General features: G+C 40.6%; 12 protein-coding genes. 1 reads left to right on the top strand and 11 read right to left on the bottom strand.

Annotated features, from left to right (window positions below):
• Positions 1 to 6: 6 nt before the first annotated feature.
• Genes hisF through hisD form a run of 10 tightly spaced genes read right to left on the bottom strand, consistent with a single transcriptional unit; the run spans position 7 to position 14,175 of the window.
• Positions 7 to 774 (bottom strand): imidazole glycerol phosphate synthase subunit HisF, encoded by a 768-nt coding sequence (gene hisF, locus CH377_RS08125; protein WP_100723333.1) that lies wholly within the window; start codon positions 772 to 774, stop codon positions 7 to 9.
• A complete protein-coding gene (gene gatA / locus CH377_RS08120; RefSeq protein WP_100723332.1) occupies positions 771 to 2,231 on the bottom strand; it encodes an Asp-tRNA(Asn)/Glu-tRNA(Gln) amidotransferase subunit GatA in 1,461 nt (486 codons plus the stop codon). Before gatA ends, hisF begins: the two co-directional genes overlap by 4 nt.
• A complete protein-coding gene (gene gatC, locus CH377_RS08115) occupies positions 2,228 to 2,518 on the bottom strand; it encodes an Asp-tRNA(Asn)/Glu-tRNA(Gln) amidotransferase subunit GatC (protein WP_100723331.1) in 291 nt (96 codons plus the stop codon). Before gatC ends, gatA begins: the two co-directional genes overlap by 4 nt.
• Positions 2,519 to 2,540: 22 nt before the next feature.
• The gene (locus CH377_RS08110; protein ID WP_100723330.1) at positions 2,541 to 3,956 is read right to left on the bottom strand and encodes an undecaprenyl-phosphate glucose phosphotransferase; all 1,416 of its coding nucleotides are present in this window, start codon (positions 3,954 to 3,956) and stop codon (positions 2,541 to 2,543) included.
• A 1-nt stretch (position 3,957) separates the two neighbouring features.
• A complete protein-coding gene (locus CH377_RS08105; RefSeq protein ID WP_100723329.1) occupies positions 3,958 to 6,903 on the bottom strand; it encodes an LPS-assembly protein LptD in 2,946 nt (981 codons plus the stop codon).
• A gap of 29 nt (positions 6,904 to 6,932) precedes the next feature.
• Positions 6,933 to 7,778, bottom strand: coding sequence for an undecaprenyl-diphosphate phosphatase (locus CH377_RS08100; protein ID WP_100723328.1), 846 nt, complete (start codon positions 7,776 to 7,778; stop codon positions 6,933 to 6,935).
• A gap of 21 nt (positions 7,779 to 7,799) precedes the next feature.
• Positions 7,800 to 8,540 carry a lipoprotein LipL31 gene (locus tag CH377_RS08095; protein WP_100723471.1) on the bottom strand — a complete coding sequence of 247 codons (741 nt, stop codon included), beginning with the start codon at positions 8,538 to 8,540 and terminating at the stop codon, positions 7,800 to 7,802.
• Positions 8,541 to 8,590: 50 nt separating this feature from the next.
• Positions 8,591 to 12,028 carry a transcription-repair coupling factor gene (mfd, locus tag CH377_RS08090; RefSeq protein ID WP_100723327.1) on the bottom strand — a complete coding sequence of 1,146 codons (3,438 nt, stop codon included), beginning with the start codon at positions 12,026 to 12,028 and terminating at the stop codon, positions 8,591 to 8,593.
• 6 nt (positions 12,029 to 12,034) lie between these two features.
• Positions 12,035 to 12,886, bottom strand: coding sequence for a pantoate--beta-alanine ligase (gene panC / locus CH377_RS08085; RefSeq protein WP_100723326.1), 852 nt, complete (start codon positions 12,884 to 12,886; stop codon positions 12,035 to 12,037).
• On the bottom strand, positions 12,883 to 14,175 hold the full coding sequence (gene hisD, locus CH377_RS08080) for a histidinol dehydrogenase (RefSeq protein WP_100723325.1): 1,293 nt from the start codon (positions 14,173 to 14,175) through the stop codon (positions 12,883 to 12,885). The genes panC and hisD overlap by 4 nt, the downstream gene beginning before the upstream one ends.
• 64 nt (positions 14,176 to 14,239) lie before the next feature.
• Here hisD and CH377_RS08075 point away from each other — a divergent pair, with 64 nt between their 5' ends.
• Positions 14,240 to 15,013 carry an exodeoxyribonuclease III gene (locus CH377_RS08075; RefSeq protein ID WP_100723324.1) on the top strand — a complete coding sequence of 258 codons (774 nt, stop codon included), beginning with the start codon at positions 14,240 to 14,242 and terminating at the stop codon, positions 15,011 to 15,013.
• A 2-nt stretch (positions 15,014 to 15,015) separates the two neighbouring features.
• Here CH377_RS08075 and CH377_RS08070 read toward each other — a convergent pair whose 3' ends face one another.
• Positions 15,016 to 15,384 (bottom strand): hypothetical protein, encoded by a 369-nt coding sequence (locus CH377_RS08070; RefSeq protein ID WP_207797648.1) that lies wholly within the window; start codon positions 15,382 to 15,384, stop codon positions 15,016 to 15,018.
• Positions 15,385 to 15,512 lie beyond the last annotated feature (128 nt).

Raw genomic sequence — 15,512 nt, 5'->3', positions numbered from 1 at the left:
AAGGGATTAGAGTCTGACCTTAATCCCCATTTCCTGCATATTTTCTTTAGTCTCTCTGATAGTAAATTCTCCAAAATGAAAAATGGATGCGGCAAGTACTGCATCTGCTTTTCCCCTTAGTATAGCTTCTACCATATGTTCAGGATTGCCTGCGCCGCCGCTTGCAATAATAGGGATTTCTAAATTAGAAGAAAACGATTTTAGAAGTTGGATATCGAAACCCTTTTTAGTTCCGTCACGATCCATCGAAGTAAGCAGGATTTCTCCTGCGCCTCTTTCCTGGGCTTCTTTCCCCCAATCTAATGCGTCTCTTCCTGTCTCGGTTCTTCCGCCATGAAGAAATACTTCGTATCTTTGTCTGTCAGGATGGAATTTTACATCCACTGCGCATACGATACATTGGGAGCCATAAATTTCCGCAGCGGCACGAAGAAGGTCCGGATTTTGAAAAGCGGCAGTATTGATGGAAACCTTATCTGCTCCCTTTTCCAAAACCGCTTTCACATCATCCAAAGTGCGAATTCCGCCACCTACAGTGAAAGGGATAAATATCCTTTCTGCAACAGCTTCTACCAAATGGATGAGGATATCTCTTTTGTCACTAGAAGCCGTGATATCCAAAAAGCATAACTCGTCCGCGAGATTTTTTTCGTAAACCACTGCCGACTCTACGGGATCCCCCGCATCCACAAGGTTTACGAAATTTACTCCTTTAACTACCCTGCCATCTTTAATATCCAGGCAGGGAATAATTCTCGCGGCGAGCTCACTCATTTGATCGTTTCAGGCAATTCTACTTTAGAAGCCCAGTCAGAGATCATTTTAGCAAAACCGAATATTTTATCTTCGTGTAAAGCAGGAGCTGTGATCTGCAAACCGATCGGAAGTCCTTTCGAATCTTTTCCGATTGGAACAGACATTGCAGGAACTCCGGCTAAGTTCACAGAAGTAGTAAGAATATCCGCCTTATACATTTGGATCGGATCAGAAGTTTTTTCTCCTACCTTGAACGCGGTAGTAGGAGAAGTAGGCTGAAGGATCAGATCCACTTTGGAAAAATAACCTTCATATTCTTTTTTGATCAAAACCCGAGCTTTCTGAGCTCTTCCGTAATACGCGTCATAGTATCCAGCAGATAAGGAGAATGTTCCGAGAAGAATACGTCTCTGGACTTCTTTTCCGAAACCTTCACTTCTGCTTGTTACATATAGATCCTCTAGTTTACCGCTCGGGTCTTTTCTTTGTCCGAAACGGATCCCATCAAATCTCGAAAGATTAGAGGAACATTCTGCGGTAGCGATAATATAATAGATAGGAATTGAATTAGAAAGAAGTGAAAAATCCAGATCTACAAGCTGAGCACCTTTGGATTCTAATTCCGTTAAAAGAGACTCATATGCTTTTGCAATATCAGGTTCTATTTCGGAAGTAATCTTCATCTTACCTATTTTCAAACCTTTCCAAGGAAGTTCTTTTACCTTAGAAGGATCGAATGCAGGAATATTTTTAGAAGTAGCATCCCTTTGGTCTTTTCCTGAGATCACTGAATACACATCTATGATACCGTCTATGTCCTTAGACAATGGACCGATCTGATCCAAGCTAGATGCATATGCTACAAGACCATATCTGGAAACAGTTCCATAAGTAGGTTTTAAACCATAGATCCCGCATAGAGATGCAGGCTGTCTAACGGATCCACCTGTATCGGAACCTAATGCAACAGGAACAAAAGAAGCAGCAACCGCGGCTGCAGACCCACCGGAAGACCCACCTGGGATTCTTGCAGTGTCAAATGGGTTTTTTGTGACCTGGTAAGCTGAATTCTCTGTGGAAGAACCCATTGCAAACTCATCCATATTCGCTCTTGGGATCAGAACGAAACCTTTTGCTAAAAGTTTTTCAATAGCAGTCGCGTGAAATGGAGAACGATAGTTTTCTAAAATTTTAGAAGCGCAGGAAGTAATCGTATTTTCAATACAAATATTGTCCTTCACTCCGATAGGAATTCCATCAAACTCGGAGAGAGGTTTGCCTGATTTTCTTCTTTCAGTACTTTCAGAAGCAGCCTTTAGGATACTTTCCTTTTCCCAAGAAAGAAATGCCTTAATTTTAGAATCCTCTGCTTCTATACGAGAGATCAGGGATTGGGCCAATTCGGTAGGAGTAAACTCCCCCGAATTTAAACCTTTTTTAATATCAGAATATTTTAATTTCCAAAGTTCTTTCATGTTTCGATCACCTTTGGAACTACGAAGTATCCATTTTGGAAACTAGGTGCGAAAGATTCTATTTGAGAACGACTCAAACCTTCGTTTGCCTTATCCGGGCGAACTGAATTTCCTTCGTTCGGATATAAGTCCTCATCGGATACGGAACTCACATTTAACTCGGTGATCGTATCCACATAATTCAGCACTTTATTAAAATCCGTAAGGAAGTTTTGGATATCCTTAGGATCAATTTTGAGCCTAGATAACTCTGCGATTTTTTGAAGGGATTCTTCGTTTAGGTTCACGGCCTTCGTTCTCCTTTTTCCCTTAATAGGCGTTCTTATCCATTACACCTTTTAAAGGTGTAAGCAGGATGATTTTAATATCCAACCAAAGAGACCAGTTTTCTATATAGTAGATATCCGCATCTATCCGATCATCGATAGAAGTGTCTCCTCTTAGACCTTGCACTTGCGCAAGACCGGTAATCCCAGCCTTAACCGCATGCCTTCTCATATAATGTCTATGATCCGTTTTGAATTTTTCGACAAAATGAGGTCTTTCGGGCCTTGGACCCACTACGGACATATCTCCTAAAAGCACATTAAAAAACTGAGGTATTTCGTCAAGGGAGGTCTTACGTAAGATCTTACCAATCCCGGTAACTCTGGGATCATTTTGGACAGTCCAGGTGGTCTCCGACTGGGACTTAGTTTGGACAACCATACTCCTGAACTTGAGCATCTTGAAACTTTTATTGTCCAGCCCCACCCTTTCCTGGTGATAGAATACAGGCCCTCTGGAAGTTAATTTGATCAGTAGAGCAATGATCAAAAATACAGGCGAAAAAAGAGTGATGAAAAAAAGAGAAAATAGAATATCAAAACTTCTTTTGATAACTCGGTTATAACCCAGGCGAACAGGAATGTTTCGAATGGAAATAACAGGAAGACCATCCATCTCGTCGACTCTTCCTTTTGCCTTGATAAATTCTTGGAAACCGGGAATTACTTTTAAGTCGATACCTTCCGTATCGCATGCATCCAAAACGGTTTCCAGACAATCACCTTCTGCATTATTCAAAGCATAAACAACCAGATCAGGTTTGATCTCGGATAAAACTTTTTCTATCTTATCAGTCTTTCCAACAAGTACCATATCCTTTCGGATTGCCTTGGAATTTCCGGAGCTTACATAGCCGATAATTTGGTATCCGTAGATTTGATGTCTTTGCACCGAATCCGCAAAACGAGCCGCGGTTTCTCTTGTTCCGATCACAAGGACTCTGCGTAAATTGTATCCTTTACTTCTAAGATACCTTAAGAATTGACGAGCAAGAAGATGAAGAAGCCCGATAGAAAAAATATTTGTCCCAGCAAAAACCAAAATGAAGGAACGAGAGAATCTTTCGCTTCCGAAATCACCTCGGAAGAAGAATAACATGGATAATACGAAGAGTAAATTTAAGAATACTCCTCCGAAAATTGCAAGGAACTCATCTAAAAAGGATAATCCTCTTCTTGGATGATAAAGATCTATGAATAAGAAAACGATTACTTGTGAAACGGAAAGAACGGAGCCTAGGATAAAATAACTTTCTAGATCGATATAAGATCTATCTACTCCTGTCGGATCTCCTATATAAAAACGAAGAAGGAAAGCGAATACACAACTTCCCAATGAGAAGATCAAGTCCAAGAAGACGAATAATAATTTAAAAGTTTGGCTTCTTTCTTTCAGCATATTATTCCGATTCGACTCCTTCCGTATAACCTGTCCTAAGAGGACGTTTTCTAAATCTGAACAAACGGATCCTGGAAAGTTGGGCAGAATCTTCCTGACCTAAACTGAAATCCGTCAAAGATATGGAGAAGAATATGGATTGGTCGTAAAAAGTCACCTGACTTGCTCCAGTAGTTCCCCCAGGCACGGATCTAAGATCACTACTTAGACCTAATCTGAAATTCATAGTGTGTAGATTATATTTTAAGACTGCCATTGCGCGGTTGACGTTCATGGCAGTAGTCTGTCTTGCTTGGGTTCCGTTGATTCCGGAACCGTTGATAAGATCCTGGCCTAGATTTGTAGGGTTCATATTCATCGAAGTGAATGGAGAAGTAGGATCCGTATTCAAAATATATCTTTGGTAATAATAATTGTCCGTTTGGTTCGTATATCTCCAAGGTTCAGTCACCCTAGAATCTATCTCCGCTTCAAAACCGAATTCCCTTGTGATATCAATGCTTGCCTTAGCATAAATCCTATAATTGTCCATCATAGAAGCGTAATAGATATGATACCAGGTCCCGCCCACTTCCAACTCACGGATATATCTCAGGAAAGGAAGTCTAAATCCGCCCATCTTATAAGATAAGGTGAAGTTATTGGATAACGGACGATGCAGAGGTGTATGATACACGAAATCGTTATTAAAGAATAGCCCGGTGTAAAAACTTCTTTTTCTTTCCAGAAGTGTCCGTTTCCTTTTGCTGAATCCTTCCAAGAAGTCTATATAACCTGCAAAACGAAATACAGTATAATACCATCTTTCCTGGCTTGTAGGTTGAGGTTGGTATTCATCCGAAAAAGTCCTAAGGTCTCGGATGGTTCTAAGAGAAATTTCAAAATTCTCCAGAGCATAACTTTCCAGAGAGAATTCCATCTCATGTTGGCGGTTTTTCATGAGGATAGGATCTTGTAGGTCAGGCTTCTCTGCTTCGAGCTTACGATAGGTAGTATTAAAGAATAAGATTGGAGCACCAATCCTCAAATTGGTATTTGTTCTAAAATATTGGTAACTGTCCCTTGCCAAACTTCTTTCCAAGGAAGTAAAGTTTGTATTAACAGTGTCTGAATTTCCTGCAGGCAATTGAGCGGACTGTTTTTTAGCGCCGTAATAAACACTTGGAGCCAAGGACACATAACTTCCCAAATTCATAGAAGTCCTAAATCCAGTCTCACCTTGTAAAAAGTTCTGTGTCCTGAGAAGATTTTCCTTATAGTCCCCGTTCGGATTATCATAACTTCCGTCGGAGGTAGGAATTTTCAATTTTTCTTGGGTAGGAACTCCGTAGAATCTCATCAATGTATTTGTTAAATACACATCCCAATACACTGGAGTTTCAAAATAAGGAAGTCTCGCGATTTCGGAACTATTTTTGATAGTAACGGAAGGAAGAACGTCCACTGTAGGAAAATAACCTGATTTGTTAAAAGGAGAAAGGTTATAGAAGAGCATATTTCTCTTCATATTGATATTAACCGAAAGATCTCCCCTATTCTCAGTATAATCCAATTTCCATTCTAAGTTATTACGCACATAACCGTAACGAACGTCTCTGAAAGTATATAATGACTGTAAACTATTGCTAGGCTGGTATCTATTTCCGTATTCGTATTCGAATAAACGGTTTGTAAAATTCTCATATTGGACGGAAAGGTTTCGAGTAACGTCCTTCTCCGTATTATTCATTTTAGAATTTAAGAATATTCTACCCTTCCACCAAGGATCTCTATCTTCTCCGATATTCGGGATATTAGTTCCCCAATAATTTCCCTTATCCACTTGGTTGGTTACAGCACTCGTGCCTAGACCGTAATTTGCAAATCTATCCTCAAAACCGGAAGTGATCTGATATGCCTTATGATTTGCAAAACCTATATCTATCAAATAGTTTAGGTTAACACTTTGCCTCCACATTTCCAACTGGAAGGCTTGTCCCGTTTTTTCGTAGAAGTCGGCACGCGCCTTATAACCCATAGGAGTCCAAGACCAGGTAGGGATAGTGGACCATTGCAATGAGTTCTGGAGGAATAGACCTTGGGTATTATTCTTACCTGCTTGAGTGGTCCAACCGTTTCCTAAATTATTATTATAGAAGAAAGGAAGCCAGAATACTGTTGTACCTCCTACCTGGAATCTGACGTTAGTTCCAACAACAGTCCGATCCTGGTAGAGCACCACCTTATCTACTTTGAAAGAATAATGAGGCTTCTCAGCATTACATGATGTGAAGTATCCCATCTCCAACATGTAACGTTTATCATCTAATTTTTTGACCTTCTCCCCGAAGAAGTATGCAGGGGCAACAGTGCCTTTAGTATTATAGACCACACCTTTATCCAATCTATAGTCATAGATGAATTTATCCCCAGTGATCTTTGCGCGACCATCCTCGAATTTGATCCCGCCTTCCGCATACACTTCTCCGCGATCCGAATCCACGGATATTGTTTCCGCTTCCAGACTTCCTGATCTGAGTTTGATACGAACTCTACCTCTTAAGACCAATACTCCACCTTTAGTTTGGTCCACTCTCATGAGTTCACCTTCTGCGGCGTTCTCGATTACCATAGGTAAATCTTTCTTAGATGTTCCGGCTAACGCGGCAAAATCAGGTTTATTGTCTTCCTTCTCGCCTAAAGCGGCTTTTAATCGTTTACGTCTAGTGTAGATGGAACCTTCTCTAGAGAGACCCAGGTTTTCCAACTGCTCATCCACTTCTCTTTCGCTAAGGACTTCGATGGATCTATTTAAAAGGCGGTTTCTGGTCTTAACCACTGACCTTTGGGTATCGTCTTCGGAGTTTGTTTCGCCTGCAGAACCCCTAGGGCCTAGGTCGGCCGGCTGCCCCCATAGCAAGGTGGGCAAAAAAAGTAAAAATAGACAATTTCGGATCCAGGGGCGCATTCCGATCTAAGCCACACTATTGTGTCGGGTCAGCCCTGCATCACTAATTTGTAGAGGGAAAGCACTGAGATCCCAAGAAGTATCCGATACCAGCCAAACCCGGTAAATGAATGGGTCTGTAAGTATTTCAGGAACCATTTGATCACGAAAAAACAAAGTAAGAATGAAAGAACAAATCCCAAACTTAAGATCGGAAAATTCTCCCAATTTAACACTGCCCTATGTTTGAATAATTTATAAGCTCCTGCTAAGAATAAAACCGGAACTGCAACGAAAAATGAAAACTCGGCAGAACTTCTGGTGTCCTTTCCTAAAAATCTGGCGGTTACGATCGTAGCTCCCGATCTGGAAACTCCAGGAACCAGGGCTAAACATTGGAAGATACCGATTAGAATGGCATCCTTTGTTCCGATAGGCTCACTTGTTTTGATCTTTTCTCTTTTTTGGAACCAGAACTCTGAGACTAAGATCAAAATTCCCCCAACAAGCCAAGCTCCTCCCAAGATCGCCAAGATATCTTCTCTTGCTTTGATCTTATCTAAAAATCCTCTGAATAGGAATCCAGCAGCCATAATAGGCAAAAATCCGATCGTAACTCTTGTTAAGAAAAGGAATCCTTCCTTGTTTTCTTCTTTGCGGAGAAAGTAACGTACTGCAGATCTTCCCTGCTCTAAGAACTTTTCACGATATAGAACAACCACTGATAGGATCGCTCCACTTTGGATGAATATATCGAATAAGTCGTCGAAATCCGCTCCCTCTGAAAAAGGATAGAAGGAGGAAAATAAGAAAAGGTGTCCTGTGGAGGACACCGGTAAGAATTCCGTAATCGCTTCAATTACGCTACGGAAGATTGCGTTTAGATATGAATTCAAATCGTTGAAAAATTTCTTTTTTTACTTAGTAGCTTCAGGAGCCGGTGCAGGAGGAGTAACCTCCGGTGCCTTGGTCTCCTCGGCTTTAGGAGCCTCTTCCTTGCTCAATTCAGGGAAGCTAAATTCTTTATCTAGATATTTTTCAAGATCGAACTTATCGTTATGTTTGATAGCGACAGTTTCTTTAATTCTATCTAGAACAGACTTATAAACTTCTTCCGATTTTCTTCCTTTGATCTGAGCTCTTGCAGCGTCATAACACTGCTCCAAAGTTAAGGACTCGGCTTGTTTGTATTTAGTACGAAGCTCTTGGCAGCCTTGGTTTAATTCTTGCTCGGTGATCTTAATTCTAGATTCGATCTGCTCAGCAATATACATTCCGTAGATTAACTGCATCTCTTGGAATTTTAAGATTTCTTTAATATCGGATCTTTTGCTGAAGCCACTTTTGTCAGCGGCTGATTTAACAACCATCATCTCATGATAACGATCGAAAAACTTTCTTTTTCTGAACTCGTTTCTGAGTTGAAGAAAGCTTTGAGGAACTTTACTTTCTTCTTCGGTTAAAAATTTAATAACATTCTTTTTTTCGATGTTTTGAGTACGGCTTAAAGTATCTAAAGCTGTATCAAACGCACTTTCAAAACCTGCAGTAGTGATCTTATTGCCATCGATGGACTCGATAACCGGAGTCCCGTCTCCACAATTTGCGAAAGAGAAAAAAGATAAGAGTAAAGTGAGGGATATATATAGCCGTTTCATCTGTATTGGAATTCCTACGCAAAAAATAGGAGAACCGGGCCTGGCGTCCATTACTTTTTGTCGGGTAACATTTCCGTTAAGAAGTACACAAGTTTCACAAGTTTGTCCTTTTGGTTGGCTTTCCCTGGAACATATATTAGGACATTCGGTTCTCGTGGATTCATGGTAAGACCCATCCGAGCAGAAATCAAGTTTACGATTTTGTCATAACTGCCTAAGAAATGTGTTCCTAATTTTAGTCGGATTTCCTCCCCTAACTCGGAGACGGATTCGAAACCTAAAACAGACGCCAAGGTCCTGATCTTCTCCAACATTAAGAAAGTTTTCGCCTCTTCCGGAGGTTCTCCGAATCGGTCCGTCATTTCTTGGGTGACTTCTTCAATTTCGTCCAGGTCTCTTGCACCTTCGAATCGTTTATAAAATTCTATCTTCTGTCTTGTATCCGGTATGTAAGATTCAGGTATGAAGAAGTTAGAATCCAAATTGATAGCAGTACGAACTTCAATTTTAACTTCTTCTCCTTTGATTCTGGCGATTGCTTCTTCCAACATCTGCACGTATAGATCGAAGCCTACTTCCATGATATCACCGGATTGTTCTTTGCCTAAAAGATTTCCGGCTCCTCGGATCTCTAAGTCTCTCATTGCAACCTTGAATCCTGAACCTAATTCTTGGTATTCGTAGATTGTGTTCAGACGTTTTTCCGCGTCTTCCGTTACCACTCTGTCTTTAGGAAGAAGAAGATAGGCAAACGCTTTTCTGTCACTTCTTCCAACCCTACCTCGGATCTGATACAACTGAGAAAGGCCGAATAGATCCGCTCTTTTTACGATCAGGGTATTCACATTTGGGATATCAATCCCGGATTCGATAATGGTGGTTGTGACCAGGATATCAAATTTACGCGCGTAAAAATCCACCAAAGTTTCTTCGATCTCATCCTCAGTCATCTGGCCATGAAGAACTCCAATGGCTGCCTCAGGAACGATCTCGTTTAATCTTTTAGTCTCTTGTTCAATAGATTCCACTCTATTATAAAGATAGAATACTTGTCCTTCTCTCGAAAGTTCCGTGCGGATTGCGTCTCTTAGGACCTCTTCGTCCTCTTCGATCACATATGTTTCCACACTTTGTCTATTCTTAGGAGGAGTCGCGATGATGGAAAGTTCTCTGATCCCGGTCAAAGCCATATGAAGTGTTCTAGGAATCGGAGTCGCGGTCAAAGTCAGAACATCCACAAGATTTTTGATCTTCTTAATGGATTCCTTATGGTTTACCCCGAATCTTTGCTCTTCGTCTATAATGAGTAATCCAAGATTCTTAGGTTGGACTGAATTTGCTAAAACCGCGTGAGTTCCTATTAGCATATCCACTTTTCCGGAGGCAAAACGTTTCAGAACGTCTCGAGTCTCTGCTGCGGTTCTAAGTCGAGAAACTAATTCAACAGTGATTGGATAGTTCTCAAACCTCTTTTTCATATTATTATAATGTTGTAAGGCAAGGATTGTGGTAGGTGCAAGCATGAGTATCTGTTTACCGGCCATCGCCACCTTGAATGCGGCCCGGATGGCAACTTCTGTTTTTCCGTAACCTACGTCTCCACAGATCAGACGATCCATCGGCCTTGTGGATTCCAGATCTTTTTTAACAGCTTCTATCGCTTCAATCTGATCAGGAGTTTCCTCGTATTCGAATTCCGCTTCAAACTCTTCTTGGTAAATTGTATCAGGAGGAAAAGCATACCCCTGCAGTTTGATCCGATTGGAATACATATGGACCAAATCTTCCGCGAGACCTTCGACTGCTTTTTGGACCCTGTCCTTTGTTTTTTTCCAAGTACTTTTGCCAAGACTATCTAATCTTGGTCTTTCCGTTCCACCTACGAATCTTTGGACTAAAGAGATTTGATCCAAAGGAACAAATAACGTGTCGCCGCCATAATATTCTAATTTTAGAAAGTCCCTTTCTTTTCCACCGGCGTTTACTCTTTCTATTTTGAGGAATTTTCCGACCCCGTGATTTACGTGAACCACGAAATCCCCTTCTTTTAGGTCCAGGAAACTTTGGATGGCCTTACTATTCTGTTTTTTGAATCTGGTCTTACGCTTATATTCCCTTCCGAATACATCGTTCTCCGATAAGAATAAAAGTTTCTCTTCTTCCCATGAGAACCCATTTCTTATTTCCGAAACCGCCAAATACACTTCTTCTTTTGATTTATTTGGAAGAAGAATAGGTTCAGGCTCGGAAGCTTCCTGGTTTAATAAACGAATTCCTTCCGATTCAAAAAGCCCCAATAATCTCTGGGTTTGAGCTTCAAAAGAAGAAGTGAGAATGATCTTCCATCCACCTTCTGTTTTCAATTCTCCCAATTTTTCTCTGACTTCCCTGATCTTTCCTTTAAAGGAAGGAGCTTGATGCAAAGGACAGACCAAATCTTCCGACTTACTAGGAGGAAGTTGGGTGAATTTAATTCCGGTTAGGTTTTCTAAAATTTCGGATTCTTCTTTATCTCTCAAAAGAAAGGAAGGAGGAGCACATAAGATCTCTTTACTTCTTTTTTCGTAAAGTGCATCGTATTCTCTCAATAGATGAGAATATCTTTCTTTTGCACCATTCGGATCCGGAAAAATTAGGCCCGGTTTAGATTTAAAAAAAGATAATATTCCCTTATTCTCCCGGACCATCGGGATCAATTCTTCGTAATAAGTCCCACCTGCATCATCAGGGATCTCAGGCAAATGAAGAGATTTATCCGCCTTTGTGATCAGATCTCTATACTGCTCTTTCTGGGAATCGGTTAGAATGAATTCATCTGCAGGAAGTAAAAAAGCCTCTTCCAGATTTTCCAAAGATCTTTGGGTTTCCGGATCGAATGTTCGAATGGATTCAACTTCGTCGCCGAAAAAATCGATCCGAATAGGATCCGCGGAGAAAGAGGAAAACACATCCAAAATCCCTCCTTTCAGACTGAACTCACCGAATGCCTGGCACATATCCACTCTATGATAACCAAGTCGGACAAGATCTCTCATTAGGTTTTCAGGTTGGATTTCTTGTCCTAATCTTACGGACAAAGATCTTTCCATCAAAGCAGAAGCCTCTGGAAGAGTTTTCAAAAATCCAGAAACAGAAGTGAATACTAAAACTTTTTCGCCGGATAAAATACGAGCAAGTGCCTGTATCCTCTCTCTTTTCATTTCTCCAGGATAACGCATATACTCGTATGGTAAAACTTCCTGGCCTGGAAGATAACAAACCAGATCCGGCTCTAAATAACTTAAAGACTCCCTATACAAAAACTCCGATTCGGTATTCGTAGGAGAGATCACAATTTTGGAATTTTTCTGGGACTCAAATATAACGGAAGATAGAAGAGAATGAACTGAATTAGGAACGGAAGAAATTTTAGAATTCTCTTTTGCAGAAGAGAAAAGATCTTCCAGAGATTTTTTCCAATCGGATTGAGTGGAAACAGACTTAGCCATATTAAATCAAGACACCTTTACGGTTATATTATCGATCAATCTTACCTGCCCTAAAAAGGCAGCTACAGCGAGGAGAATTTCTCCTTTCAGAATAGGAAGTTCCCCTAATGTATTCGCATCCAATACTTCTAGATAATCAGTTTGTATTTTAGAAGAAGAATCCAAAACATCTTTCATTACAGTCAAAACTTCTGCAGGATCTTTTTCTCCTTGTCGGATTAAACTTTCACCCAAACGTAAAGCCCGGATCAATAATAAGGCTTCTTCTTTCTCAGGTCCAGTCAAACGAGCATTTCTGGAACTTAGCGCCAAACCTTCTGCGGAGCGAACCGTATCCACTCCTATGATCTCCATAGGAAAACCGAGTGCTCTAACAAAATCTTTTACCACCAGATATTGTTGGTAATCCTTCTTACCAAAATAAGAACGATCTGCAGGGATTATATGGAATAAACGAGAAAGAACTAAAAGAACACCTTCAAAATGTCCAGGCCGAGTAGTGGCATCCAGATTTTTCATCAAATGTGGGATTCGTAATTCTACAGCAGGAATTCCACCAGGATACATCGTATCCTTATCCGGTAAAAAAACCAGATCCACCTTGGATGATTTACAAATTTCCAAATCACCTTCCGTATTGATCGGATATTTTGCATAATCTTCCGGATCGTTGAACTGCGCAGGATTTACAAAAATAGAAACTACCGTTTTCGAATTTTCAGAAGCGGAACGAACAAATAAATTCGAATGTCCTTCATGCAAAAATCCCATAGTAGGAGCAAAACCCACTGAAAGTTTTTCGGACTTCCAGGAAAGTATTTGGTTTCTGACTTCGTTTGGATCCTTGGATACGATCATGATTTACCGTTTTCAGAAAGACGCACTTTTACAGAATTTCCATGTTCTTCATCCAAACCTTCGAATTCGGAGAGAACTTTTACATATGGATATAATTTTTCTAAAGAGTCCCTGGTCACTTCTTGGTAGGTTACTCTTTTTAAAAAAGTAAGAACACCTAAGGAAGAAAAGATCCTACTTCCACCTGCTGTAGGAAGAATATGATTTGTTCCACTGATATAATCCCCCATAGCAACGGGAGAATAAGGTCCTAAAAATACGGAACCTGCATGTTTGATTTTTTTGAATAATTCCTTATAATTCCTAGTTTGGATCTCCAAATGTTCAGGAGCGTATAAATTGGAGAAGTTTACACATTCTTCTAAATTAGGGAAAACTAATATCCAACTTTCGTTCTCTATCGAAGACCTTTTGATGGATTCCCGCTTAGGTCTTTCTTTTAAAGCCTTATCTATTTCGATTGAAACCTTTTTGGCAAATTCAAGAGAATCAGTGCAAAGTATTGCTGCGGAGTCTTCTCCATGTTCTGCTTGAGAAAGTAAATCCGCTGCTACCCAGTTTGGATTTGCGGAATCATCTGCGATCACAAGAACTTCGCTCGGACCGGCCGGGCTGTCTATTCCGATCACACCCTGTCCGCTTAATAAAACTTTCGCCGCAGTCACAAATTTGTTCCCGGGTCCGATCACAAATTCGGAACGAGAGATTGTTTCCGTTCCATAAGATGCCGCCGCAATACCTTGCGCACCACCCACCGTTACGATCGCATCCGCGCCTGCAATTTTTGCAGCAGCATACAATCCGTCGGGGATCCCATCTTTTTGAGGAGGAGTAACTATTTGGATATGTTTTACACCTGCAATCTTTGCAGGGATCACTCCCATCAAAATGGTAGAAGGATATAATGCTTTTCCACCCGGAGCATATACGGTGACGGATTCAATTGGAGTATAACGAATTCCTAATGTATTTCCGGAGACATTTACATCTAGATCGGAAGGCAACTGGGCTTTATGGAATGTTTCAATATTTTCTTTTGCCTTTTCTAATGCGGCAACAAGTTCAGGGTCCGCTTTGCCATTCCATTCGGAGACTGGATGAACTAATTTTTCTGGTTTGAGTCCGTCGAATTTTTGGGTGAACTCATAGACTGCCTTGTCCCCAGCTTCTTTTACTCGGTCCAAAATGGGACGTACCAGGGCTAAAGTATCATTTAGATCCTGCTTTGCTCTCTGGAGAATGGGTTCTAAGGAAAAATCCTTGCCTACTTCCCTGATACGAATGCTCATACGGACATTTTTTTTCTTTGCCCGGACTTAGCATCCCGAAAATCCTGGGAACTCTTTAACACCTATGAAAGTTTTTTGTCTGAACTGCAATGGAATCCGATCTGCCTGGGGCAAGGGCCTAGGGGATATAATCTCTTCTGAAAAACCCGATTTTGTATGTTTCCAAGAAACCAAAGCACAACCTGACCAACTCAGTTCGGAAATGTGGGAAAAACTGGGATACAAGGCATTCTTCCATTCCGCCGTTAAAAAAGGTTACTCAGGAGTTTCTATTTGGAGCAAACAAGAACCTAAAAAGGTAACTTATGGATTGGGCCTGGATGAATTCGATAAAGAAGGAAGAAGTGTCCTAGCTGAATTCGATTCCTATGCAATCTGGACAGTTTACTTTCCTTCCGGAACTACGGGTGACGTGAGACAAGCCGCCAAGATGAGATTCTTGGAAGAATTCCTAAAAATTTCCGCAAAGTTAAAAAAGAAACATTCCAATATCATTCTATGCGGTGATGTAAATATTGCTCATACCGAAATAGATATACATGATCCAAAAGGAAATGCAAAGAATAGCGGTTTCCTACCGGAAGAGAGAGCATGGGTAACTAAATTTCTTTCCACAGGTTGGGTGGACAGTTTTAGGGAATTATATCCGAGTAAGCAAGAATATACCTGGTGGACTTTCAGAGCGGGAGCAAGAGGAAATAATAAAGGTTGGAGGATCGATTACTTCTTCGTGACTCCTGAGCTTAAATCCAAACTCAAAAAGCTCACGGTGAAAAAAGATCCTATTCTTTCAGATCATGCAGCGATGATCTTAGAAGTAGACCTTCCTAAAAAGTAAAATTACTTTTTAGGAAGTGTTAGATCTATTTTTGGAAGATTCTTCTTTAGAAATTCTGAAAGTTCTGATTCGAATACCAAAACGGTATCGGTGATCCTTTCGGAAGATTTAGATTTTACCACTTTCTTATCTAAAAGTTTTCCAGAAAACAATAACGGCTCCTTCCAAAAAGGAACACGTATCTCTATTACAGCGTTGCTTCCTTCCGGATCCGGATGAAAACGATCTAAGGTAAAGCTAAGCGCCGTACCTTGGATGCCCTCCCAAGTAGCTTGGAAATCCCCGGAAGAAGAATGCACCTGCACCGGAACCTTTACGGTCTCAAAAAACCTTGTTTTGAATTCCTGTACTATTTTATCCAATATAGCCATTTCTATCTCTATGTATCGTTTATTAAGTTATAAGACTTAGTGCGATGCAAACAAATTTCCAAATTTAGGAAAAAAATGAAGGAGATTCGTTACAATCTAGGAAAAAAAGATGAAATAAGACCCTGGTA

Source organism: Leptospira haakeii (assembly GCF_002812045.1).
GTDB lineage: Bacteria > Spirochaetota > Leptospiria > Leptospirales > Leptospiraceae > Leptospira_B > Leptospira_B haakeii.
This window is presented reverse-complemented; position numbering and strand designations above follow the sequence as displayed.

Bases quoted from the DNA above. Each gene is read 5' to 3' on its own strand.
- hisF (WP_100723333.1), bottom strand. From the start codon at position 774: ATGAGTGAGCTCGCCGCGAGAATTATTCCCTGCCTGGATATTAAAGAT.
- gatA (WP_100723332.1), bottom strand. From the start codon at position 2,231: ATGAAAGAACTTTGGAAATTAAAATATTCTGATATTAAAAAAGGTTTA.
- CH377_RS08110 (WP_100723330.1), bottom strand. From the start codon at position 3,956: ATGCTGAAAGAAAGAAGCCAAACTTTTAAATTATTATTCGTCTTCTTG.
- CH377_RS08105 (WP_100723329.1), bottom strand. From the start codon at position 6,903: ATGCGCCCCTGGATCCGAAATTGTCTATTTTTACTTTTTTTGCCCACC.
- CH377_RS08095 (WP_100723471.1), bottom strand. From the start codon at position 8,540: ATGAAACGGCTATATATATCCCTCACTTTACTCTTATCTTTTTTCTCT.
- mfd (WP_100723327.1), bottom strand. From the start codon at position 12,028: ATGGCTAAGTCTGTTTCCACTCAATCCGATTGGAAAAAATCTCTGGAA.
- panC (WP_100723326.1), bottom strand. From the start codon at position 12,886: ATGATCGTATCCAAGGATCCAAACGAAGTCAGAAACCAAATACTTTCC.
- hisD (WP_100723325.1), bottom strand. From the start codon at position 14,175: ATGAGCATTCGTATCAGGGAAGTAGGCAAGGATTTTTCCTTAGAACCC.
- CH377_RS08075 (WP_100723324.1), top strand. From the start codon at position 14,240: ATGAAAGTTTTTTGTCTGAACTGCAATGGAATCCGATCTGCCTGGGGC.
- CH377_RS08070 (WP_207797648.1), bottom strand. From the start codon at position 15,384: ATGGCTATATTGGATAAAATAGTACAGGAATTCAAAACAAGGTTTTTT.